The 22,587-nt window shown below is 69.2% G+C and carries 16 protein-coding genes; 8 read left to right on the forward strand and 8 right to left on the reverse strand.

The genetic code is table 11. The features are described 5' to 3' along the window. Positions 1-510 precede the first annotated feature (510 nt). Positions 511-1,719 carry an extracellular solute-binding protein gene (locus OV207_RS11710; protein ID WP_267555021.1) on the forward strand — a complete coding sequence of 403 codons (1,209 nt, stop codon included), beginning with the start codon at positions 511-513 and terminating at the stop codon, positions 1,717-1,719. Between the two features lie 72 nt (positions 1,720-1,791). Here the strand turns inward: OV207_RS11710 and OV207_RS11715 are convergent, their stop codons facing one another. After that, a complete protein-coding gene (locus OV207_RS11715; protein ID WP_267555023.1) occupies positions 1,792-2,103 on the reverse strand; it encodes a hypothetical protein in 312 nt (103 codons plus the stop codon). A gap of 362 nt (positions 2,104-2,465) precedes the next feature. Here OV207_RS11715 and OV207_RS11720 point away from each other — a divergent pair, with 362 nt between their 5' ends. After that, complete coding sequence (locus OV207_RS11720) at positions 2,466-2,750, forward strand: hypothetical protein (protein ID WP_267555025.1); 285 nt, start codon at positions 2,466-2,468, stop codon at positions 2,748-2,750. 430 nt (positions 2,751-3,180) lie between these two features. After that, a complete protein-coding gene (locus tag OV207_RS11725) occupies positions 3,181-3,744 on the forward strand; it encodes a hypothetical protein (protein ID WP_267555349.1) in 564 nt (187 codons plus the stop codon). Positions 3,745-4,415: 671 nt separating this feature from the next. On the opposite strand, the gene OV207_RS11735 is transcribed toward OV207_RS11725, so the two are convergent. After that, the gene (locus OV207_RS11735) at positions 4,416-5,321 is read right to left on the reverse strand and encodes a LysR family transcriptional regulator (RefSeq protein WP_267555026.1); all 906 of its coding nucleotides are present in this window, start codon (positions 5,319-5,321) and stop codon (positions 4,416-4,418) included. Positions 5,322-5,472: 151 nt separating this feature from the next. On the opposite strand from OV207_RS11735, the gene OV207_RS11740 reads away from it, so the two are divergent. Both OV207_RS11740 and OV207_RS11745 read left to right on the forward strand, forming a co-directional pair. After that, the gene (locus tag OV207_RS11740) at positions 5,473-5,877 is read left to right on the forward strand and encodes a RidA family protein (RefSeq protein WP_267555028.1); all 405 of its coding nucleotides are present in this window, start codon (positions 5,473-5,475) and stop codon (positions 5,875-5,877) included. A gap of 171 nt (positions 5,878-6,048) precedes the next feature. Continuing rightward, positions 6,049-6,387 carry a hypothetical protein gene (locus OV207_RS11745; RefSeq protein WP_193348280.1) on the forward strand — a complete coding sequence of 113 codons (339 nt, stop codon included), beginning with the start codon at positions 6,049-6,051 and terminating at the stop codon, positions 6,385-6,387. Between the two features lie 97 nt (positions 6,388-6,484). Here OV207_RS11745 and OV207_RS11750 read toward each other — a convergent pair whose 3' ends face one another. Next, the gene (locus tag OV207_RS11750) at positions 6,485-7,057 is read right to left on the reverse strand and encodes a MarR family winged helix-turn-helix transcriptional regulator (RefSeq protein ID WP_267555032.1); all 573 of its coding nucleotides are present in this window, start codon (positions 7,055-7,057) and stop codon (positions 6,485-6,487) included. Positions 7,058-7,172: 115 nt separating this feature from the next. Here OV207_RS11750 and OV207_RS11755 point away from each other — a divergent pair, with 115 nt between their 5' ends. After that, on the forward strand, positions 7,173-7,709 hold the full coding sequence (locus OV207_RS11755; RefSeq protein WP_267555033.1) for a carboxymuconolactone decarboxylase family protein: 537 nt from the start codon (positions 7,173-7,175) through the stop codon (positions 7,707-7,709). Between the two features lie 225 nt (positions 7,710-7,934). On the opposite strand, the gene OV207_RS11760 is transcribed toward OV207_RS11755, so the two are convergent. From OV207_RS11760 to OV207_RS11780, 5 genes are read right to left on the reverse strand one after another with little or no spacing between them, the layout of a single operon-like run. Next, positions 7,935-9,482 carry a formylglycine-generating enzyme family protein gene (locus tag OV207_RS11760; RefSeq protein WP_267555035.1) on the reverse strand — a complete coding sequence of 516 codons (1,548 nt, stop codon included), beginning with the start codon at positions 9,480-9,482 and terminating at the stop codon, positions 7,935-7,937. Next, the gene (locus tag OV207_RS11765; RefSeq protein ID WP_267555036.1) at positions 9,479-10,249 is read right to left on the reverse strand and encodes a hypothetical protein; all 771 of its coding nucleotides are present in this window, start codon (positions 10,247-10,249) and stop codon (positions 9,479-9,481) included. Before OV207_RS11765 ends, OV207_RS11760 begins: the two co-directional genes overlap by 4 nt. 17 nt (positions 10,250-10,266) lie before the next feature. Then, positions 10,267-10,794, reverse strand: coding sequence for a hypothetical protein (locus OV207_RS11770; RefSeq protein WP_193348285.1), 528 nt, complete (start codon positions 10,792-10,794; stop codon positions 10,267-10,269). Between the two features lie 12 nt (positions 10,795-10,806). Further along, positions 10,807-18,843 (reverse strand): hypothetical protein, encoded by an 8,037-nt coding sequence (locus OV207_RS11775; RefSeq protein ID WP_267555037.1) that lies wholly within the window; start codon positions 18,841-18,843, stop codon positions 10,807-10,809. Between the two features lie 30 nt (positions 18,844-18,873). Continuing rightward, complete coding sequence (locus OV207_RS11780) at positions 18,874-21,231, reverse strand: AAA family ATPase (protein WP_267555038.1); 2,358 nt, start codon at positions 21,229-21,231, stop codon at positions 18,874-18,876. A 137-nt stretch (positions 21,232-21,368) separates the two neighbouring features. On the opposite strand from OV207_RS11780, the gene OV207_RS11785 reads away from it, so the two are divergent. Together OV207_RS11785 and OV207_RS11790 are read left to right on the forward strand one after the other, a co-directional pair. Next, a complete protein-coding gene (locus tag OV207_RS11785) occupies positions 21,369-21,869 on the forward strand; it encodes a flavin reductase family protein (protein WP_193348288.1) in 501 nt (166 codons plus the stop codon). 46 nt (positions 21,870-21,915) lie between these two features. Next, the gene (locus OV207_RS11790) at positions 21,916-22,524 is read left to right on the forward strand and encodes a superoxide dismutase (RefSeq protein ID WP_193348289.1); all 609 of its coding nucleotides are present in this window, start codon (positions 21,916-21,918) and stop codon (positions 22,522-22,524) included. The last annotated feature ends 63 nt before the right edge of the window (positions 22,525-22,587 follow it).

Below are 22,587 nucleotides of genomic sequence, written 5' to 3' on the forward strand. Positions count from 1 at the left end.
AGTGGCTCAAGCCGTGGAGATGACAGGGATTTCCCAGGGAAGCCCATGTTTCCCAACGAGGGTCCTGCATCCACGCACCTGTCGAAGCCTTCCGGGGCGAAGTGCTCAGCCGGACCGCGTTCCACGCACCAGCAGGCTGCCAGCCTCATGCTCCTACCGGCTCAGCCCTGACATTTGTTACAGCCAGTGAAGTGCCCCGCTGGAAACCCCAACCAGCCATGGACTGCCGACGAAGTGGCGCTCTATCAGTTTCAGAGAATCCTGAGTGACTCCGGGAGCCCTGATGGCATCGCTGGCCGCTTGGAGGTGTCCGTCCAGGTCGGGTGCATCCCCCGCCAGACGCGGACCCTCAAGGTCGGTTACAGAGCTGAGCGGTTTCGACCTGCGGATGGAGGCCCGTGACCCACGGGATGCCCATGGTGACAGGTCGCCCTGGCTCGCCTTGACCTGCTATGGACCGCCGCCCAGCAATCCATGGGCATCCGGTACAGCCTGGAAGAGGTCACCGCCATGAAGTGGAGAACCCTGCTCTGTCCTGTCGTCCTTGTCCTGAGCGCCTGCTCGGAGTCCCCCGACCCCGAGCCCACCCCGCGACGTCCGCTGAAGGCCGTCCTGTTCCCATACATCCCTGACTCCGCGGGGGACAGCTTCGCCAGCCTGGAGCAGCGGCTTGAGGCGGACTTCGAGCGGGCCCATCCGGACATCGACCTGGACGTCGTGTTCGACGCCAATCTGGATGTCTATGACCTGAACGAAGGGGGAACGCTGAACCAGCTCCTTGGCGCGGGGGCAGGGGCCGCCCAGGTGGTGGAGGTGGACACGCTGCTGTTGGGCTCGCTCGTGTCGAAGGGGTGGATCCAGCCCGTCGCGCTGGAGGCGGGCGTCGCGCATCCCGCGGCCGAGGAGGCCGTCCGCATCTCCGGTCAGGACTACGGCGTGCCCACCTACCTGTGCACCAAGGTCGTCTATTCGCGGAGCACGAACATCCGGTCCGCCACCGACAGCACTTCGCTGGTGCGGATCCTCCGTGAGGTGTCTCCCGGCAAGCGCCCGCTGGCGATGAACCTCGACGGGAGCTGGACGCTGCCTGCCTCGTACCTGGACGCCTGGGCGGACACGCATCCGGGGGACGCGCTGGCCCGCGCCATCTCCCTGCCGCTGGACTCACCGACGATGGGCGCGTTCGCGGAGGTCGTCGACAGCTGCACGCTCGAGGCGGGCGTCAATCCATGCCTGGATGGCACCTACGCTGACAACTCGGTGGCGGAGGAGGCCTTCGCCGCGGAGCAGGCCAACGGCTTCATGGGTTACACCGAGCGCCTGTTCTACATCCTGAAGGCCCAGCCCTCCATGCCGCTCCCGGAGGTCATCTCGGTACCGTTCGGCGCGGGCTCGGCTCCCGCGGTGTTCGTGGATGCGCTGGTGCTCAACGCGAGCTGCACCGGGACGTGCGCACAGGACGCCCGGACCTTCACGAAGTTCATGCAGGCCCCGGAGACGCGCAGCCTCATCGCCTTCAGCGAGGATGGCCCCCAGGGCACCCGGCCCCGCTACCTGCTCCAGGCCAGCCGCGCCTTTTATGAGCAGGAGCCCGCGCGCTCTGACCCCATGTACCAGAAGTACGAATCCATCCTGAGCGGAGCACGGCCCTATCCCAGCCAGCACTTCCCCGAGAACCGGAAGGCGCTCCAGGCCGCCCTGCTCGAAGCGCTCCAGTGACAGGCGCGCCGTGAAGGAGCCCGGCTCCTGGGTGAGGGAGCCGGGCCCGGTCTGCGTGCCCCCAGGCCTGCGCTACAGGAAGAGATCGTCCAAGCAGTTCACGGAGATGTCCGTGATGTTGACCGAGCACGACGCCGCCAGGCAGGGCACCAGGGAGAGGATGGGGGCGTTGTTCAAGCAGTTCGTCACGCACACCGGCACCTCACCCGCGCTCTCCTCCACACAGAAGAGGAATTCATCGACGCCCGAGGCCTGGACATTCGAGGTTGAATCGCTCGCCGGTGGCGCCTCCGAGGACGTCTCTTCGCCCATCTCCTGGGGACCACAGCCAGCGGTCAGCAGCAGCGCGCCAATCCCACCCATCAACAGCATCCGGTTCCGCATGGTGTCTCCTCCGCGTTCAGTTGCCAGAAGAGGGTCTCAGGTGACTGGACGACGAAGTATCCACCATCAGTCAAGGGTAGGCGTTCTCCGGGCATCACTCCTTCCTGCCAGAAGGATGAGATGACTGTCTTCCTCTGCACGCAGGCTGCATCACTCCAGTGTCGACACAACGTCCCCACTTTCGGCGGGTGATGTGCGGAAAAGGTCTCACCCGCGGGCGCCGTCCTGGGGTTGCCATGAAGCCAATATTTGTTGATTCATGCACACACCGGGCATCTCGGGCTCCCCAGAGAATCCCGCTAGAGTCTGGAGTTCTTGGTAGCGTCTCGTCCCGCTGTGATTCCGACAACTGGGAGCGACACATGAAGAGCATGAAGCGTGGGCTGTTGCTGGTGACCTGTCTTCTGGGGGCCATGGGCTGTGGCGTGGAGACCCCTGACGAGGTCACTGCCCCGACGGAGGATGTGCAGGAGGTGTCCGCCCAGGCCGGGTGCATTCCCGGCCAGACGCGGACCATCAAGGTCGGCTGCTGCACGCCCACCCTGGAGCGCCGGCAGAACCAGATCTGCACCAACTCGGCGGGCTCCTGGAGCAACTCGGGCACCAGCTACTGTGGTGGCTCGACCCTGAACTGCTACGGCGGCTGAACGGCGGGCCTTGGAAACAGCGGGGTGTGTTGAGGGAGGTGAATGAAGGCCGCGCCCCCATAGGGGCTCGCCTCCCTTTCACGCACGTTGCCGCAGGGAAGCCCTTCTCCTATGACCGAAGAATTCGTAGCGCCTCGTCATCCTCCTCCCTGGAGTCGGATGATGTCGGGTCATCGCCTCGCTTCCCTGCCGCAGCCCGGTCGCTGACGCCGCACCCCTCTCGCATCAGAAGGCGCCGGGGTGTTGTTCGGGGCACCGACACCGCGTCTTCATTCCAACGGCCGCCCCATTCTCGCGGCCAATTAAGGTTATGCATGGATGTGTGTAATTATTTGATGCGTCTGGCTATTCCGGACGTCCGGGCGAAGCTTCGCGAGGCGAATCTGCTCGCGCGAGCAATCTGCTTCGACACACACAGAAGGAATTTGGAATGAATCGCAATGAGATTCGGGCGTGGAGCTTTTCGAAGGTGGTGGTCCTGGGATTGCTGGCATTCGACCTGACAGCGTGCGGTCCAACTCCGGAGGAGGCCTCGAACGGAGCGGCGGAGCATGGAGATACGGCACACACCGCTTCCGACGACTCGCAGTCCCGGACCCAGCAGGAACTGGAGGACTCCAGCCGGACGTGGAGCCCGCCCCCGGCCCCGACGGGTTGCGGTCGCATGTCCGCGAACGAGGGACTGGGCCGTGGTCAGCGCCTCTTTTCTTGCGACGGCCGCTTCCGGCTTGCCATGCAGGGCGACGGCAACCTGGTGCTCTACCAGGGCGCGGTGGCCCTCTGGCAATCCCACACATACGGGACTTCGGCCGTTGGGGCCGTCATGCAGGGCGACGGGAATTTCGTGATTTATACTGCGGCGCCACGGGCCCTCTGGAGCAGCTACACCGGCGGCTACAGCGGCGCGTATCTCTCCGTCCAGAATGACGGGAACGTGGTCATCCGCACTTCACGCGGCGGAGCCATCTGGAGCACCCAGACCGGCGGGCGTTGAGGTGTATGGCGGAGGCAGTCGCGGCCTTCGCCATGACCCTTGTTCACTCGGAAGCAAGTCCGCCAGTAAAGGCGAGAGCTTCCAGGTGACTGTGACGACTTGGAAGCCCCGCAGAGAGCACCCGGAGGAGGACCGCAGGTGCTGTTCGCGGGGACTGCAACGTCACTCTTCTTCGGCCGAGGAAGGTGGAGGTTCTCCATGATCTGGATGAACTCCTCGCGGCTCCTGCATGCGAGCCTCGAGTTGTGGTGCTTCTCCTGATTTGGCCGCCACACACTCGTTACCCAATCGTGCCCACCGCCGAGGACACGGAGGGCCGTGCCGCGCATCGCTTCGGAAAACCTGTCCGGCTGTCGGACAGGTTGGGACACCTCGTCCCCGGAAGAGGGGCTTCCAGCCCGAGCCTCCCCCACTGGCATTCGCGGACAAACCCGTGGGCAGTGCGCAAGGGCGGCCGACGGCTTCACGACGTCCCGTGCGACAGGACGGGTGGGCTGTGCGCCTGTGGAGTCTCCAGAGCCTACGCCCCAGGCCCCTCCGCTTCGTGAGGAGCCCCTGCATCCACGGACCTTGGATGGGGTGCATCCATTCGAACTGGGTTTCCGCACCGAACTCGTCAACGAACTTCTGGTGACGACTTGGGGGTGTGACGTATCGGGTGCCACGCGGCTTCAGCGCGACTTCTCGCTCCATTGCTCGACCATCAGGTCGATAAGGCGCCGCACCTTCGCCGGCAGATGACGTTTGCTCGGGTAGATCGCCATGATCCCGACGACCCCTGTCTCACACGACGGCAGCAGCGCCTTGAGGCGCCCACTCGCAAGGTCCTCGTCGACCAGGAAGCCGGGGAGGTAGGCGATGCCCAGCCCTGCGACCGCTGCGTCCCGGATCGCCTCGCCGCTGTCGAGCCGAAAGCGGCTCCGCCCCTCCACCGTCACCCAGGCACCGTCCTCCTGGCGCAGTCGCCAGTGCTGGCGTCGCGTCCGGCTGCTGAAGAGCAGACAGTCATGCGTCGCGAGCGCCTCCAGCGTCTCGGGCTCTCCGCGCGCGTCGAGGTAGGAGGGCGCCGCGCAGACGATGGCCCGGTGTTGCGCCACCAGTCGGGACACCAGGCGCGAATCGGTGCTGGACGCATTGATCCGCACGGCCAGGTCGTATCCCTCCTCGATGATGTCCGCGACGCGATCCGTGAAGCTCACCTCCACCTGCACCTCGGGCCATCTGCGCAGATAGTCCCGCAGCAGGGGCAGGACGTGCAGTCTGCCGAAGGCGCCCGGAACGGTGAGCCGCAAGACCCCTCGGGGGACGCCCGTGCGTTGCCCGACGCTGGCCTCTGCTTCGTCCAGGGCCGCGACCACTTGCAGGCAATGCTCGTGGAACACCCGGCCCTCGTCGGTGAGGCTCAGGTGGCGCGTCGTGCGGTTGAGCAGGCGCACCCCCAGGCGGGATTCCAGCCGGGCCAGGGCCTTGCCCGCCGCGGAGCGGGTCAAGCCGATGGCGCGGCCTCCGCCCACGAAGCTGCCCGCGTCCACGACGGACATGAAGGCGAAGATCTCATCCAGGTTGGCGCGCTTCATTGATGGCTTCCGGTTGTAGCTCCCGCGTCGCTGGAGAGGGGAACGCCGTTCGTCAATGGGCCCGGTATATGGGGCTGGCAGTCACCGCCGCAATCCGGGGCGGCGACGTCCCCGAAACCCTTCACCCGACTCGGCCCACTGGAGCGCACCCATGCCCGTAACCCTGCTCAACCCCGACGGACTCATGAAGACCGAGATGTACCGACAGGTGGCCGTCGCCACCGGAACCCGGCAGGTGCACGTCGCGGGGCAGGTCGCGTATGACGCGCAGGGGCAGCTCGTCGCTCAGGGAGACCTGGCGGGGCAGGTGGCGCAGTCCCTCCGCAACGTCGCCATCGCCCTGGCGGCCGCCGGAGCCACGTTCAATGACGTCGTCCGACTGACGTTCTACGTGGTCGACTGGAAGCGCGAGCTGCTGCCCGACTTCCTCGCCGGCATCGAGCAGGTCGCCGGGGAGCTGAAGTTCGTGTCGGCGCCGTCATCGCTGATCGGCGTCTCCATCCTCTTCGAGCCGGGCGTCCTGGTGGAGATTGAAGCGACCGCGGTCGTGGGCTGATCCACCCATACACCGGGTGAACTGGAGTTTGTGTCCTTGCGCACATTGCTGGTTTTACTGCTTTATGGAGGGTTTGGCTTTCTTTTAGGCTGTCGGGCGTGGATGCGGTCCATCCACATGGCGACGCCCCCCTCAGGCGGTTTTGACTTCTCTGGGGGAGAAAGAACAACAATGAAGAAGCTGATCCTGGGCCTCCTGCTGGTCGCGGTTCCTCTCATGGGATGTGGTGGTGGGGCGGAGGACGCCCCGTCTGACACCGTGCAGACGGTGACGACCGAGTCCGGCCAGAGCATCAACCTGGATTTTGGTCCCATGAGTTCGGAAGAGCCGCTGGCGTCGATGCACGATTCGAGCGGCGACGTGTCCGCGATGGGACCTGGGTGCTGGGTCACGCTCCTGTACTGTAAGGACCCGCGCTACAACGGGTGGGCGACCTGTCAGCAGAACGGCAAGTGCAGCCTCGCGCAGTTCAGGGACAACTGCATCGCGCTCTACAACAAGACCTGTTAGGCCTTTCGAAGCCACGGTCTCATCGTGAGAAGCCCGGCGCCCGCGAGGGATGGCCGGGCTTTTCCGTGGGTGCGGCACACGCGGTTCGGGCCGGGCGTCAGTGGCCTGGGGGAATGGCCTCGTGCTCCCGGCACAGCAGCTGGCTGTCCTCGCGTGACAATGGATCCTGCGTCAGGCCGCAGCGGAAGCGCCCCGGGCCCTCTCGCTGGAAGTGCTTGCAGGTGCCGCAGGCGCCGAAGCTGCGCTGGGCATTCGCGGCCTGAAGGGAGCGCAACAGCCCGGTGAGCGCCTCTTCGAGCGCCTCGCCTTCGCCGGGCAGCCCCGAGAGGGCCCGCTTGAAGAGCTCGGGTGGCAGGGCCTGGTGCAGCACCGCGCGGCCCGCCTCCGTCAACAGCAGGTGGATGACGCGCCGGTCCTCCGTATCCGTCTGCTTGCGCAAGAGCCCCTTCTCCTCCAGCAGCAGGAGCGTCTGGGACACGGTGCCCTTGGTGAGCCCCAGGTACTCCGTCAGCGACGCGGGCGTGTTGCTGTAGCGGTTGCACGACTGCAGGTAGCGCAGCGCCTGCAGATGCACCGGTTGCAGCCCGTGTGGCAGCCCCGCCGCCCGCTCCTCCGTGCGGAGCAGGTTCCCAAGTCGCTCGAGCAGCGCGTAGAGGCGGTCGCCAGCCATGATCATGAAGGTATCGTGTCGATACCGACTTGACAAGCGGACGCGCCGCGCGCATTTAGTATCGAGTCGACACCAATCGACCTGCCATCCAACCCGCTGCCCCCAGGAGCACCCCATGACGACGCCCACCATCGCCCCCGTTGGCCCCTCGAATACTCCTGCCGCCTCCGAGCCCACGCTCGCCGCCCTGAAGGCGAAGTTCGGGACCGTCCCGAAGATGTTCTCCACCTTCGCCCACTCCCCCGCAGCGCTCGACGCGGTGGCGGGCTACTTCAACGCCATGGGCGGCGCGAAGCTGTCGCCGCGCACGCAGGAGGCCATCGCCATCGCGGTGGCGGAGCTGAACCGCTGCACCTACTGCCTCTCCGCGCACACGGCGCTGGCGAAGGGGCACGGCGTGAAGGCGGACGAGCTGAGTGGCTTCCGCACCGGCCGCTCGGCGGACCCCCGCGAGCAGGCCATCCTGGACCTCGCCGTCGCCATCGCCCGCACGCGGGCGGCGGACGTGGGCCCGCAGCTCGTGCAGGCGCGCAAGGCGGGGCTGAGCGACGCGGAGCTGGTGGAGGTGGTGGCCGCCGTCGCGCAGAACGTGCTCACCAACTACCTCAACGTGGTGGCCGGCACCGAGGTGGACTTCCCCCGCGTCGCCTGAGCCTCCGCTCGGGGGCGCCGGCGGAAGCGCGGCGCCTCCGGGGCTTGTGTCACGCAGGCAGCGGCAGGCAATGGACGTTCGACAGGTGCCCTGATGGGAGTGGCCAGTGCCTGCTGAACAAGAAGAGCGGGCTCTGCGCCACCGCCGACCCCGTGGCGCACGACGTTCAACTGGACCTGGAGCAGTGCATTGGTGGGCCGACCCAGGTCTGGGGCGACTTCTGACTCAAGGCGGTAGCGCCAACACCCACCGCACGGCCCCGAGCGAGGCCGTGTCTGTCTCCGCCACTGCGCGCCTGGAGGAGCACAGCGGCTGCTCCCGCCCGCCGCACAGCAGGTGTCCGCCTGTCTTCTCCTCCACGGCCCACTGCGGAAGCGAACCCACCAACGCTTCCACGCCCCACGGTGAAGCGCGCGAAGCCCCGTCGTCCCGCATCGAGTTCCCCCAGGGGAACAGCCGTCCATCCGGACCGCGCGCCGCCATCTCCCACGCATCACCGGAGGGCAGCCGCAGCTCCGCGCCCTCAATCCGTGACAGCGCCGCGCACACCTGCTCCGCCTGTGCCCAGGTGCAGGGCGCTGCTTCTTCCGCATCCGCGCTCGCCGTTCCCAGGGGCCCCTGCGCCGCCGCCAGCGCCCACGCCGAAGCCGCCCGGCTCACCGGAACCCGCGCCACGAAGAACCCTGGCGACCGCACCCGCCGCGGCGTCTCTCCCGTCCCCAGCCAGTGCTCCACCGCCGGCACCCAGCACGCCTCCAGTCCGGAGCGCCGCAGCCGGTAGGTGCCCTCATGGGCCACCAATGCCTCGGGCAGGACCTCCGGCGGGCTGCCCAGGTCCACGGGCGTCGTGAGCGCATGCAACAGCAGCGTGGGATCATCCCGGACGTCCGCGGGCCCCGACAGCGCGCGCAGCAGCGGCGCCATCCGCTCACGCTTCGGTGAGCCCTCCGGAGGCAGCGGCCGGCCCGCGAGCACGCCGGCCACCAGCTCCCGCAGGCCCGAATAGAACAGCCGGTCCCTGGGGTCCGCGCCCTCGCGCGTGGACGTGGGCATCCGCGCCGTGCGCAGTGTCGGCAGCACCGCCCGGGCCTGGAGCCGCGCCGCGGCCATCACCGCCGTCACCCGCACCTCCGCGTCCGCATCCACCAGCGCGGAGTTCAGCACCGCGTCGATGTGCGGATTGGACGCCGCCTGGTCCTGGATGAGCCAGCGCAGCACCTGCCGCCGCTGCTCCTCCCCGGGCAGGTGCGCGAACAGGACGGAGCGGTCCGGATGCGCCCGCTTCTCTTCCTCCAGCCGCTGGAACGCTTCCGCCACCCCCGCCGGAACGAGCAGCGCGTGCACCCGCTCGGCCGTGCGGGAGACGCTCTCGTCCGGATGGAAGCGCAGCGCGGCCACCCGCTCCAATGACGAGCGCTCCCGCAGCTCCCCGGTGGCGAGCAATCCCAGCAGCACGTCCTTCGTCTCCCGCGACGCCAGCAACGCCGCGAGCGCGGGAGCGTCCAGCACCGGCACCTGCCGCCGCACGGCGTTCCAGCCCCCCACCGCGTCCCGCCCGTGGAACTGGAGCACCCGCAGCTTCACCACCGGGTTGAACGAGTACTGGAGCTCCGTGTCCGTCACGCGGTGCACGTACACCGCCAGCTCCGGCTCGCCGGGGATGAGCGGGGGTGTCTGGCTTTCGGACTGGAGGAACCAGCCCAGCGACTCCAGGACGCGGTCCAGTGCGTCGAAGGCGAAGTCCGGCCGGGTGACGAGGGTAGGGGAGGTCATCCGGCGGGCTTCACGCGCGAGTGCAGGGCTTCAGCGACCTCCGAGACCGGCCGGTGCTCGAACCCGACGTGGTAGGCGCGAGCGGCCCAGAACAGGTCCTTCCAGTCGAGCGTGTCGGCGGCCCGCTTCGTGGGGAACAGCTCCACGAACGTGTCCCATGCCGCGCGGACGTCCTCGGCCCGGGCCTGCTGCCGCTGGGCCGTCGCGAGATAGCGGACGAAGCCCTGGACGTTGAACCCGAAGGTCTCTGCCGGCGTGAAGGTCGCGGGCAGCTTCCCCCCTCCCACGAACCGGGCCGCCAGCTCTGGCAGTCCGCAGGCCAGGGATGCGATTCCACAGCGGTAGGCCAGCACCTCGTGCAGCGTCCGGTGTGCCTGCATCAGCGCCTCCAGCCAGGCCTCCACGGGCGCGCTGGCAAGAAGCCCCTCCGCCAGCCCCGCGCACTCCATCGCGTTCACGAAGGACAGCACGTTGATGACCTGCTCGGGCTGCAGGTACTTGAAGCCCGCGCTGAGTTGCTGGAGCGCGGGCCCCGCCAGCCGCGCCAGTGGCTCCGCCGCCGCCCGGCCTTCTGTGGGGCCGCACAGCACGAGCACCCGGCTGACCGTGTTGCTCAGGGGGCCCGTTTCCCGCACGGGGGCATTCGCGTTCGCCAGCGCGGAGGGCGTGAGCAGCGTCAGCGTCTCTTTCGCCTCCGCGGGTTCGTTGCCAGCCGGGCCGAAGATGGCGCTCCAGGTGCTTGGGATGGTTCTCGGCGGGTTCGCCATGCGTCCTCCTTGGCCCGTCATTGTTGCTGCTTGCGCCGCTCGAAGATCGCGAGGTGACGCTTCCTCCGCGCGCGGTACTCCTCTTTGACGTGCTCCGCGGCCTGTCGCAACCGCGCTGTCAGTGCTCCGCTCTCCACCTGGGCCTGGAGCTTGGGCAGGAAGCGCGACACGGCCTGGACGCTCGGGTTCTTGCGCCGCTGCAACCGCTCCGCGTTGTCCCGGGCCCACTCCGCGTAGTCCAGTCCCTGGGCCAGCTCCAGCAAGGCGTCCACGTCCTGCTCGGTCAGCGTGAACTCCTCCAGGTAGTCCTCCGCCGTGCCGTATTCCTTCTTCTCCTCCGGGAACTCCGCGCCGGTGAGCACCAGCCCCTTGGCCACGCCCTCGTCCAGGGGCGCGATGGTCTTCAGGGGCGTGTCACAGAACGGGCACGCCTCCGGGTCGGGGCGCACGACGGTTTCCCGCCGGGTGACCACCAGCTTCCGGTGCACGGTGAACTTCGAGCCGCACACGTAGCAGACGACTGTTCTCGAAGGTTCACCGCGCATGCCGTGTCTTCCTCATGGGGGCCACCGCCCCGGGAGCAGGTCGATGAGGCGCCGACCGAAGGTCTCCGCGTCCGCTTCAATCGGCTGCGAATAGTAGCGTGGGCCCGCGACGAAGTACGTGCCTCCAGAGCCCGGGAGATTGCCGGCCCAGGTCCCCGCGAGGGGATGCGAGGTGCGTCCCAGCGACAATTGATAGGCCTGATACGCCTGATAGTAGTGCCGGCTCTCGTGCACGATGGTCCCGACCGCGTCGCCCACGGACAGTCCGTTCGCGATGACCAGCTGGCCCCGCTTCCGGTAGGGCTTCAGCCGCCCGCTCTTGAGGCGGCGGAAGTTCCAGCTCATGTAGCCATAGTCCCCGCGCAGGTTCTTGAAGAGGATGTCCGGCCGCCTCGACCTGGGGATGCCCAGCGCGTCCAGCGTGATCTCCGCCGCCTCCAGCAGCGCCTGCTTCCTTTCCAACGGGCGCAGCGAACTGAACTTCCTCGGATCCAGTTCGGGGATCTGCTTGAGCCGGTCGCGGATCTCGCGCAGCTGCACGCGCTCGAACTCCATGAACTTCCGCGCCGACCACTGCTGGGACAGGCTGATGTCGAAGCCTCCCCAGCCCAGCACCCCGACCCCGGGGACGACAGTCCGCACCCGGCGTGCATTCCCCAGCCCCGTCGCGGCGTTGGCCACGTCGCTCCCCGTCGGCGGCATGACGACGGGCGGTGGGGGCACGAAGCGCGCGTCGATGCGGGTGATGGTCCCCGCGGTCGCGTTGGGGTCCAATCCCCGAATCACGCCACGCCGGGGCCCCGGGTCGATGCCGTGCTTCGAGAACATCCCCGTTCCCGGGGTGGTGCCGTCCACAACCTCCTCCACCGCCTTGAGCGCCGCTTCCGCGCTCGGGATGTGTCCTTTCTTGAGGGCGGCCTTCAGGTCGGCCTTGAGCTGATTGACGGCGATCCAGTCGTCGTGCCCTGTCGGCAGCTTCTGGTCGAGCAGGTCCAGCTTGCGCCAGGCGTTCGCGACGCGATCAATGCGCGCAGCCAGGCCCTTGCGGGGGAGCCCTGTCTTGGGACCGATGCGCAGTTCAATCTGGACCTGCCATTGGTCGATGGCCTCCTTGATCCTCGCGACGTGCGTCGGGCTCAGTTGATTGGCTTTCACCCAGGTCTCGGTGTTGAGCGCCACGCGCAGCCCCTCGATGTTGCTGAGCAGGTTCTCGCTGACCGAGGTGAACTTGCGGAACAGGGGCGCCCGCTTGCCTCCCTTGACCTCCACGATGTGGATGCTGGCCCGGGTCGGATTGACGCCGTCATCGAACTGGAACAGCAGCTCGTCGAAGCCGCTGCCCTGCTCACCCCTGGGTTTGAAGGTGACGCGCTGGAACTCCTTGCCCGGCCCCAGCCGGTCTCCCAGGATCTCCTCCGTCATCCGGAGCGAAGCGCCCCTCTCCAGCTCGTTTCCTGCCAGGTGGGTGGACGTGCCGCGCCTCTCCCAGCGTCCGTTCTTGCGGGCGGAGAGGATCTCCTCGAACAGCTCTTTTTCTCCCTGTGCGTGGGTCTTCTCGACCAGCCGGTAGTAGCGCTTCTCGAAAACCCGCCGCTCGCGGTTGAACTTCAGCTCCTCCCACGGGGGGCCTACCTGTGCCAGGGACTCTCCGGGTTCCAGCGCCGGGGTCCTGCGCTTGAGCTGCTCCTTCGTCAGCGTCGTGCGCTCCAGCGTCTGGATACTTGGGTCGTCCACCTCCGGGCGCTTGAGGGAGTACGGGCCCACGTCCTTGTTCGGGTGCACCTGTGCGGCCTGGGGCCACGCCCCCGGCTCCAGCTCCACCTTCGGAGCCTCCACCTTGGGAGCCTCCACCTCCGGCGCCTTCGCCCAGGGCAGCTCGAGTTGGTTGGCCGGGGGGGGGGCGGGGGGCTTCTTCTTGCTGAACAGCCGCGGCGGTTCGTTCAGGTACTGGGGCTTTGTGCGCGCCCCCTGACCGAACTCCGCGAGCTCCGCCGGGGTGAAGGCATCCACCTCATCCAGGCGCTTCTTCAGATTGCCGAGCGACCGTTCCCCCTGCTTGAGGCGCCGCGCCGCCTCGTCCGGCGCCATGGACACGCCGCGCTTCTTCTCCAGCGAGGCGATCAGCGTTCCCTGCGCGTCGATCTCCAGGAGCAGCTTCTTGCGATACAGCTCGAACTGCTTCTCGACGGGCAGCCGGTCCCAGTGCCGCAGCGCCGTTTCGTCCAGCGCGCGCACCAGGTCGCGCGTCGCCTTGTCGTGGCGCTGGAGCAGGTGCAGGCCCTCTTCGCCCAGCGCCGCCAGGTCCGCGCCCGCCTTGACCACGATGGTGGGCCTGCCCCGGCGGAACATCGTGACGGCCTCGGCGGACCTGCTGCCGGTGAGCGTCTGGAAGTCCGCCTCGGAGAGCATCTCGATGGGCGTGTTCGCGAACGCCTTGCGCTGCGCGGGCGGCACGTGCTCCAGCAGCTCCTTGCGCAGCGTGCGCTGGAGCTGCTTCTTGTCGAAGTCGCCGGACATCTGCTTGAGCAGGCTGTCGTCGAACTCGCGCAGGAACTCCTTCATGCCGCCGGCGGGGTTCTGCGCCTTCCACTTCTTGAACAGCGTCAGGCGCTCCTGCGGCGTGCCCCGGAAGGCGAGCAGGTCGTGGGTGCGCGGCGGAGGCATCCGGGGCTTGGAGATGCCTCCCAGCGCGCCCAGGCCTCCGGAGAGGAGGGTGCCCGGCGCCGCCTGCATCGCGGTGCCCGCGAGCACGTTGAGCAGCGCGTTGCCGCCCTTGTAGTTCTCGTCGTTGAGGACGTTGCCCAGGAACGCGGAGGGCACCGACTGCACCAGCCCCTCGGCGCCCTGCGCCAGGCCGTGCGCCGTCATGCGCGCCATCACGCCGCCTTCCCCGGCCATGCGCGCGAGGAAGCCCATCTTGAGCAGCTTGGAGCCCATGCCCGCCGTGGCCACGGAGGTGAGGACGTCCACGGCGCCCACGCCCGCGTCGGTGGCCGCCTCCTCCCAGCCGTAGGCGGCCCCCTTGAGCGCCGCCTTCGCGATCATCGTCACCGCGACGGTCGCCAGCGCCGTGCCCACCAGCACCGTGGAGCTGGCCATGAACGCGCCGAACGCCGCCCAGAAGCCCGCGCCCGCGGGCGGGGCGAAGATGCTCAGAATCACGCCGATGATGACCGCGATGGCCATCACCGCCGCCGTGGCGATGGTCACGACGAAGTCGGTGATGGTGTCCACCTGCTCGCGGTGCATCGTCACCGCTTCGTCGGCGAGCTGCGCCTGGTGGTCGATGCGGACGGCCTTCTTCTCCCAGTCGTCCTGCCACTTGCGCAGCGTGTCCGCGTCGTAGTCCTTGTCCCCGGGCTTCGGCCGCCGCGACTCGTGCAGCTCCAGCGCCGCCACCTCGGCTTCGAGCGTGGCCGTCTGGTCCTCCAGGATCTTCCGGCTCGACCGCGAGAAGACGTTGGACGACGCCTGCTCGAAGCCCAGCCGGCGCCGCGACCGGGCCAGCTTCTCCCGGGGCGTGACGGCCTCGCCGTAGTCCACCACGTCGAGGATGTCGAAGGCCTCGCGCCCGCTCAGCTCCGCGCTGATGCGCGCGCGGAAGCGCTCGAACGGGGTGCGCGTGTCGCCAGCGGCGGGCGGGTTGTTCTTCGCCCAGTCCTCCGCGATGGCGTTGATCTCCTCGCGGCTCTTGCCCGCGAGCACCTCCTTGAGCGCGTCCTCGTCGGTGCCTGCGCCCTGCACCGCGAACTGCACGACCTCCGCGTCCGTGAGGTAGCCCTTGGCGAGCAGCGCGTCCACCGCGTCCCGGTCCGAACCGGACGTGCTGAAGCGGACGGCCTGCTCGAAGGACATGAGCCCGGAGCCCTCGGGGACGTAGGCCGCGTCGTACTCCGCCGCCAGCGCCTTCATGTTCGCCTGGGCATGCTCCTGGGCGTGGGCCTTCGCCGCGCGGTCGACGTCCTTGCGCTCCTTGGCGACGCGCGCCTGGACCTTCTCCGGGCTCCACTTCTCCAGGAACTCCAGCTCGCTGATGAGCCCCTTCTTGCGGTCCGCGTCGGTGAGCGGTCCCGCGCTGGCGGGCTTGACCTTCGCCGCGTCCAGCTCCCGCTCGATGTCCAGCCGCTCCTGGATGTCCAGGTAGCCGTCGCGGCGCTCATCGGCGATCTGCCGGCGGCCCTCCGCGGACATCGCGTCGCGGATGACCTTGTCGTCGGCGTAGAGGAAGCTGGTGTGCTCGATGTGGATGCGCGCGGCGTCGACCTGCAGGCCCTTGTCGTCGCGCAGGCCTTCGATGAGCTTGAGCTCGTCGCCGCCCATCTCGTCGCGGTACGCGGCGCTGAGCGCGCTCTCGCCCCCGACACGGTCGGTCCACTCCGCGCCGTACCTGACCTCGTAGGCCGCATCCAGCGCCCGGTTGCGCTTGAGCAGCTCCTCCCGGAATGTCTTGGCGTCCCAGCCGTACTGCTGCGCGTCGGCCTCCGTCTCCTTGCGGACCCGGTCGTAGACCGCCTCGATGCCCTTGCGGTCCGTGCCCAGGCCGAAGAACCACGAGCCGCGCATGGCCCGGTCCAGCTCGATGGCGCGCGCGTCCTCGGTGCGGCCCTCCACCAGGGCGTGCATCTCGTCGGCGTCGTGGGTCTTGAGCGAGCCGCTGCGCAGCTCGTCGTCCATCTTCTCGACGAGGTCGCGGCCGTACTTCGCCTTGTAGGCCTTCTTGATGGCGTCGATCTGCTCGGGCGTCTTGCCGCGCAGCAGGGTGAGGATGGCGGCCTCGTCCGTGCCCAGGCCGGTGCCCAGGAACGTGCCCTCCATCGCTTCGTCCAGCTCCACGGCGGCGGCCTTGGCGGCGTTGCCGGAGAGCAGGGCCTCCGCCTTGTCCCAGTCGTGCGTGCTGGTGCTGAAGAAGTCGTCCAGCTCGCTCTTCAGGCGCTCGCGCAGGTTCTCGCCGTTGTTGCGGGACGCGTAGAGCAGCTCGACGTAGTGGCCCTGGATGGGGGTGAGGTTGGCGAGCGCGTCGAAGATCTTCTTCTCTTCGGTGCCCCACGTGTGGTTGACGCCCTGCTCCAGCTTCCCGACGATGTTGAGGGCGTCCGCGCTGAACTGCGGCCGCTGCGCCTCCACCACCACCCGCACGCGCTCCAGGTCGGGCGAGGCGAGGACCTCCTTCTCCAGGGCCTCCATGAGCGGCTTGCGCCGCTGGCCGGCGATGCGCACGGCCAGCCCTTCGGCCAGCGCCTGGACGGGGTCCTTGCCGTCCTTGCCGTAGTAGGAGACGAGGATGGCCTTCTGCTCCTCGCTCAGGTCCTGACGCTTCTTGAGGGCCTCGGCGTCCAGCTCCTCGCCCTGGCGCAGGCGCACCTCCGCCAGGAACAGCATGTTCTTGTCGAGCGACGTCTTGTTCTCCGCGGAGACCGCGGCCTCCCACGCCTTGCTCTCGTCGTGGGCGGAGTCGAGCCAGTCGAGGATCCACCCGAGCAGCCGATCCCAGAAGCCGCGCTCGTAGCCGATCTGCTTCGCGTGCCAGTCGCGGATGACCTCCTTGGCGTCCTTGCCGGCCCGGCGCAGCTCGTCCTGGTAGCGCTCCACGCCCTGGTCGATGTCGCGCTTCGCCTTGCTGACGACGGCGCCAATCTCCTTGCGGCGGTCGTCGAGCCACTTCTTCGTCGGGCGGTACAGCTCCGTGGCCGTCTTCAGCTTCACCGGATCATCGCCGGCGTCCTTCTTGAGCTGCCATTCGTCCTGGAGCGCGGCCAGCTCGTACGCGTGCATCTGGTCGCTGGCGGCCTTCGCGAAGGCTTCCTTGAAGCGCTTGCCGTTCTGGGCGTACCGGACGACCCAGCTGCCCACCTTGGTGTCGACGGCGGCGAGCAGCGCGTCGCGCTTGCGGCGGGCCTCCGTCAGGTCGACGCCGCCCTTGATGGCGGCGGCCTTGGCCTCCGCCTGGGCGTCCAGCGAGGCACGCACGCGGGATAGCGAGTCGTTGAAGCTCTTGCCGCTGTCCACCAGGCTCTGCTTCGCCTCCTCGTGGGCCTTGCTGAGCGTGGCGGTGGTGGCCGCGTGCGTGTCCACGAGCGTCTTGCGGCGGGCTTCGACCTTGGCGTCCAGGTCCTCCTTCTTGATGGCCGCGGCGTCGGCGATGCGCTGGAGCTCCGCGGCGAAGAGGGGCCGCTCCGCGGCGATGAGCCCCACGCCCCAGGACGCGTCGAGCCCACCAGGGACATAGGCCTCGCGGGCCTTCTGGACGGAGGCGTCCGCGTACCGGTCCGGAGCGGCCAGCAGGCGCGCCAGCACGTCGCCAATGTCCACGCGGGCGAAGTCGGGGACGTTGATGGGCGCGGGCGGGGCCTCCTCCAGGACGGTGACGCCCTTGGCGGGCTCCTTGGGCGCGGCCTTCGCCTTCTTCTGTTTTTCGGCCGCATCGGTGATCTTTTTCTCGAGGAGCGTCCAGTCCTTGAGCTTCTCCGGGTCGGTGGGTTTGGGGCCGCCGGGCTTGTAGACGAGGTCGCCCAGCGGGCCCTTGATGAGCAGGTGCCCGCCGTCGTCGCGCATGAGCTGCGCGCCGATCTCCGGCACGTGGCCCAGGGGGCTCCTCTGGAGGTCGGGCAGCGTGGCGTTCTTGACGTCCAGCTTGCGGTCGCACTTCACGTCCACCAGGGCGGAGGCCTTGCCGGTGGGATCGTCCGGGATGGCCGGCAGGTCCTTTGGCTGCTTCGCCGGGGTGATGGCCTTCTTGCCCTCGTCCTCCAGTTGCTTGAGGCGCGCGGCGCGCACCGCGTTCGGATCCACCGCCGCCTGCTGGACCTTGAAGGTATAGCGGGGCGCCGGAGGCAACTGGGGCTGGGGGACCTTCTCCGTGGTGCTGGCGATGCGGCCCTTCCACGCGGCCAGGGCCCCGTCCTCCACGCTCGGACCGGGGCCCGGCGCGGGGCTGACCGTGACGGGCGCCTCCGGAGTGGGCTCGGGGGGCGGGGCCGGGAGCACGGCGGGGCTCGCGGCCTCGGTGGGGATGACGCCGCTGGGGTCCGGCGCGGTCCCCAAGCCCTGCTGGATGCCCTGGACGCCCTGGGCGTGGGCCTCCGCCAGCTGCCGCGTCGCCTCCTTCGCGGCGGGGACCTCCGCGGAGACGACAGGGGGCGCCTCGTCGGTGCGGCCCGTGTCGGCGGTGGCGTCGGGTTGGATGGGCGGCGGCTTCGCGGCGGTCGTGGTCCCCCGGGTGCCCGGAGAGGCCGGGCGGATGATGATCCGCACGTCACCCCGGCCCGACAGGGCGCTGCGGGCCGTGTCGAGCCGGGCCAGCTCACCCATCGAGCCAGGCGCGGCCCCTGCTTCGCGAACGGAGGACGCCTGGTCGGTGGAGGCTTCCTGTTCCCCGGCGCCCGGCGCATCGACCGTGGTGTCCACCTCCGAAGCACCCACGGGGGACGTGCTGCCCCCCAGGCCCGCTGCCTCGGAGAGGTCGCCGGGTGGGGCGGTGCTCGCGGCGTCGGTGTCCTCCGTCCGGGCCCGGACTTCAGCGAGCCGAGCGGCCGTGTCCGCGAGCTGCTCCGCGGATCCGAGAGGCAGCACGGCGGTCCGGGCCGCGGCGCGCCGTCGGTCCGCGTCCTCCTGCGCGGCGAGCGTGGGGGCCTGCGCGGCACCGTCGGCCTCCGCGAGCGCGGTGTGCGGCAGCGGCGCGGGTCCGCCGACGCCTGCCTCCGCTTCGAGGGCGCCCGGCTCGGACAGCAGCCCCACTTCGGGTGGATGCGCGGGGCAGTGGTCGAAGAGGTGGAAGCGAGGGCCGCCCGCCATCCGCCACGCCGGGTCGCTCACGCGGCGCCCCAGGTCGCGCGCCGTGTCGCGCAGCACCTGCCCGGAGACACCGGGCCCAGGGCCCTTCAGCGAGGCGAGGCGGGAGGCCAGCTCCCGGGCGGGATTGGAGGACGCGGGCCCCCGGGGAACGACGCCCGGCTTGCGCGGGAGGGGGGACGAGGACGAAGGGGTGCGCCCGGACGTCTTCCGGGTCGCGGCCTTGATGGACGCCCTCGTACCCTGTTCACGGATGCGCACGGTCCCCCCGCACCATCAGTGAACAAAACGCTAGGCCATCTCCACGTCCAGCACCAGGGAGGCCCGGATGGGATGTCCGTGACTGCTCCAAAAGCGGTGGAGGAGGTCGAAGTCGTAGCTCTCCTGCACGCGGGGGGTGAGCTTGCGGCCATCCAGCTCATGGGGGAGTCCGCGCGTGAGCAGTCCATGGAGGACGCCGAGCAGCTCATGCTCCTCCTCGGCGCGGTTGGACCAGGCGGAGACGATGAGGCCCAGCCGCAGGGCTCCATTCTGGGTGACGGCCAGCCGGTAGAGCGCGAGCGACACCGCGGGCCGCTTCCCCGCCAGGGCCTCCCGGGTGGGAGAGCCGTGGAGGATGTGGATCTCCTTGAGGAAGTGTTGGCGAAGCTGCGTGTCCAGCGCCTCCTGGAACACCTCCGCCACGCGGCGCAGGCGGGTGCCCGCGTCGCCGGGGCTCTCCGCCTCCGCGCGGCGCGACAGCCGGCCCAGCTCGTACAGCTCCAGCGCGACGGCGCGCTCCAGGTGCTCCTGGCACAGCGGGGCCCCGGCCTGCTCGGCGAGGAAGATGCCCTTGAGGGCGGCGTTGCGGATGTCCCCGCCGGCCAGCCGGTGCCGCTGCGCGAGCCCCGCGAGGTCGAGCGTCCCCTCGCGCGGCACGCCGTCCGGCAGCATCAGCTCCCAGATGCGGCGGCGCTCCTCGACCTCCGGGAAGGGGAACTCGATGCGCGCGTGGAAGCGGCGCAGGAAGGCTTCATCGATGGCCGTTTGCAGGTTGGTGGCCAGGATGATGAGGCCGTCGTGGCGCTCGATGCGCTGGAGGAGGAAGCCGACCTCCAGGTTGGCGAAGCGATCATTGGCGTTGCTCACCTCCGTGCGGGCGGAGAAGAGCGAATCCGCCTCGTCGAAGAACAGCACGGCCCCCGCGCGCTCGCCGTTGGAGAGGACCTCGTCGATGTTCTTCTCCGTCTCGCCCACGTACTTGCTGACGAGCCGGGACAGGTCCACGACGTAGAGTGGCCGGCCTACCGCGTGCGCGATGACCTCCGCGGCCAATGTCTTTCCCGTGCCTGAACGTCCGGAGAACAGCGCCACGGGGCCGGTGTGGAGCCGGAAGCGGCGCAGCAGTCCGCGCTCCTCGGCGACGCGGTCGCGCTGGGCCACGTAGAACAGCAACCGCTCCAGCGCCTCGCGGGTGGTGTCCCGGACCACGAGGTCCGCGAACGTGCGGGACGTCTCCAGCCGGTAGCCATGGCGCAGCGGCACCTGGACCCGCCGGGACGCGGCGGCGCGAAGGGCGTCCGCGCCGCCACCGGGGGCCGCGTCGAACGCGCCACGGATCTCCTGCAACCCGCCCCGGAAGCTGGAGGCCAGCCGCCCGGCGTCGGCCTCGTCCAGTGACAGTCCGCGCGCCGCGGCCTCTTCACACCACAGGGCCCGCCGCTGCGTGAAGCCCAGGGCCGGGGCCTCGTGGTGGGCCACGGCGACCGGCTGGGCGGAATCACAGAGCACCAGCGCCTGGCCGCCAAACCGTGCGCACAACCCTGAGAGGGTTTCAGTGACGGAGAGCGTGACGCCGCGCTCGCACCCGGCCAGGTCCACCGCCAGGAGCGCCCCGCGCACGGACGCCATGCGCCACAGCGCCCGGGCCGCGTGCGTCGACTCCGGGGCCCCGGCCCACCGGGCGACGACCAGGACCGTGCCGGCCTCCGCCGCGACCTCCAGCGCCACGCCCAGGCGTTCGCCTTCGCCATGCACCACGGCGAACGAACCGGCGGCTCGCGACTCCGGAGGATGCAGCGCCTCCGCGCCGTGCCACTCCAGGGCGATGTCGCCGAGCACGGACGGGCGGGGCAGCTCCAGCAGGGCTTCGCGGACCTCCGGCGCCAGGTCCACGGGGCGGAGCATGGGAGGAAAGGCCCCCAGGCCCGTCTGGAGGAGCCCCCCGCCCACCAGGAGGCCGCTCTCCGTCAGCGACGCCAGCAGTCGCTGCGCGCGCGCGGGCGTGCGCCCCAGGACGGTGAGCAGCAGCCGCTCCACGTTCCAGCCCTGCGCGGTGTCGTCCTGGAGCACGGCGAACAGGCGCGGGTAGCGCGGCTCCAGGTGCGCCGCGAGCAGCAGCAACAGGGCCTCCTCCTCCACCGCGTCCACGCGCAGCGACGCCCGCAGTCGGGCGAAGGGCAGGGGAGGCGAAATCCCCAGTAGCGGCGTCTCCGGAAGCGCCGCGCTGAAGGCGAGTTCCGCGGAGGGCGTCCGCACGGTGGCGCGCACCGCGTCCCAGCCGCTCTCCTCCTCGCCCCGGAGCTTCGAGGCACGCGCTTCCTCCAGGTCGCAGACCTGGATCAGCAGCGCATCCAGCCGCTTCAGCGACTCCCCCCAAGACGGTCCCATCGGGCGCCTCCCGCCGGCAGCATAGGCGCAAGGGCTGGGGCGCGAGGGAGAGGGGGGCCTGCCACCCCGTTGGTATTCCTCCAATGCATTGGAGGAACTGCTGACCCGGTGGCGGTGCGGGTGGTAGAGACCGGCACATGAGTCAGAGTGGTCCTGAAGGGGTGTCGGCCCTGGAGTTCCGGGAGGCGATGTCCCGGTGGGCGAGCGGGGTGGCGGTGGTCTCGGTCCGTGACGCGGAGGGTGTCGCGGCGACGACGGTCAGCTCCTTCAGCTCGCTGTCACTGACGCCGCCCCTGGTGGTGCTGGCCCTCCAGCAAAGCTCCCGGACGCTCAAGCGCGTGGAGGCCGCCGGGCGCTTCAGCGTGAGCATCTTGTCCACCACCCAGCGGGAGATCTCCGTCCGCTGTTCGAAGGGGGACTCGGAGGGTCTGGCGTTCGATGCTGGAGCCTTCGTGCAGGACAGCCTGGCAGGCCTGGGCTGCGATGTGTTGGATGTGCACCGTTACGGCGATCACCTGTTGCTGGTGGGACGCGTGGTGGGCATCCAGCGGGGCGTGGAAGGGGATCCGCTGGTCTACTGGAACCGGGGCTATCGCGCGGTCGCGGCGCATCCGGAGCCGGAGCCGACGCGGAAGTAGCAGACAAGCAGCAGCACATTCACCGCACACCGAAAGGACGTACCCGATGGCGTTCACGTTGCCCGAGCTTCCGTACAAGAAGGACGCGCTGGCCCCGCACATCAGCGCGGAGACGCTGGAGTACCACCACGGCAAGCACCACAACGCGTATGTGACGAACCTGAACAAGCTCATCGCGGGCCAGCCCCTCGAGAGCAAGTCGCTCATCGAGATCATCCTCGCCAGCGACGGCGGCGTGTTCAACAACTCCGCCCAGGTGTGGAACCACACCTTCTACTGGCACTGCATGGCGCCCAACGGCGGCGGCGAGCCCCGGGGCGAGCTGGCGGACGCCATCAAGGCCTCCTTCGGCTCCTTCGAGAAGTTCAAGGAGGAGTTCTCCAACGCCGCCGCGACGCAGTTCGGCTCCGGCTGGGCGTGGCTGGTGCAGGAGAAGGACGGCAAGCTCGGCATCGCGAAGACGGGCAACGCCGACCTGCCGATGAAGCACGGCCAGAAGGCCCTGCTCACCATCGACGTCTGGGAGCACGCCTACTACATCGACTACCGGAACCTGCGCCCCAAGTACATCGAGACGTTCCTCACGAGCCTGGTGAACTGGGACTTCGTGACCCAGAACCTCAAGGGCACGGAAGTCTTCAAGGGCGACCGCTAGTTTCGAAGCAGCACAGGGAACCGCGCGGCCCGGTCGGCACGGTCCGGTGTGGCGCGGTTCTCC

Source organism: Corallococcus sp. BB11-1 (assembly GCF_026626625.1).
Lineage (GTDB): Bacteria > Myxococcota > Myxococcia > Myxococcales > Myxococcaceae > Corallococcus > Corallococcus soli.

What these genes read in the sequence shown, in the direction of transcription:
- OV207_RS11710 (WP_267555021.1), top strand. Translation starts at nt 511, where the DNA reads ATGAAGTGGAGAACCCTGCTCTGTCCTGTCGTCCTTGTCCTGAGCGCC.
- OV207_RS11715 (WP_267555023.1), bottom strand. Translation starts at nt 2,103, where the DNA reads ATGCGGAACCGGATGCTGTTGATGGGTGGGATTGGCGCGCTGCTGCTG.
- OV207_RS11720 (WP_267555025.1), top strand. Translation starts at nt 2,466, where the DNA reads ATGAAGAGCATGAAGCGTGGGCTGTTGCTGGTGACCTGTCTTCTGGGG.
- OV207_RS11725 (WP_267555349.1), top strand. Translation starts at nt 3,181, where the DNA reads ATGAATCGCAATGAGATTCGGGCGTGGAGCTTTTCGAAGGTGGTGGTC.
- OV207_RS11735 (WP_267555026.1), bottom strand. Translation starts at nt 5,321, where the DNA reads ATGAAGCGCGCCAACCTGGATGAGATCTTCGCCTTCATGTCCGTCGTG.
- OV207_RS11740 (WP_267555028.1), top strand. Translation starts at nt 5,473, where the DNA reads ATGCCCGTAACCCTGCTCAACCCCGACGGACTCATGAAGACCGAGATG.
- OV207_RS11745 (WP_193348280.1), top strand. Translation starts at nt 6,049, where the DNA reads ATGAAGAAGCTGATCCTGGGCCTCCTGCTGGTCGCGGTTCCTCTCATG.
- OV207_RS11750 (WP_267555032.1), bottom strand. Translation starts at nt 7,057, where the DNA reads ATGGCTGGCGACCGCCTCTACGCGCTGCTCGAGCGACTTGGGAACCTG.
- OV207_RS11755 (WP_267555033.1), top strand. Translation starts at nt 7,173, where the DNA reads ATGACGACGCCCACCATCGCCCCCGTTGGCCCCTCGAATACTCCTGCC.
- OV207_RS11760 (WP_267555035.1), bottom strand. Translation starts at nt 9,482, where the DNA reads ATGACCTCCCCTACCCTCGTCACCCGGCCGGACTTCGCCTTCGACGCA.
- OV207_RS11765 (WP_267555036.1), bottom strand. Translation starts at nt 10,249, where the DNA reads ATGGCGAACCCGCCGAGAACCATCCCAAGCACCTGGAGCGCCATCTTC.
- OV207_RS11770 (WP_193348285.1), bottom strand. Translation starts at nt 10,794, where the DNA reads ATGCGCGGTGAACCTTCGAGAACAGTCGTCTGCTACGTGTGCGGCTCG.
- OV207_RS11780 (WP_267555038.1), bottom strand. Translation starts at nt 21,231, where the DNA reads ATGGGACCGTCTTGGGGGGAGTCGCTGAAGCGGCTGGATGCGCTGCTG.
- OV207_RS11785 (WP_193348288.1), top strand. Translation starts at nt 21,369, where the DNA reads ATGAGTCAGAGTGGTCCTGAAGGGGTGTCGGCCCTGGAGTTCCGGGAG.
- OV207_RS11790 (WP_193348289.1), top strand. Translation starts at nt 21,916, where the DNA reads ATGGCGTTCACGTTGCCCGAGCTTCCGTACAAGAAGGACGCGCTGGCC.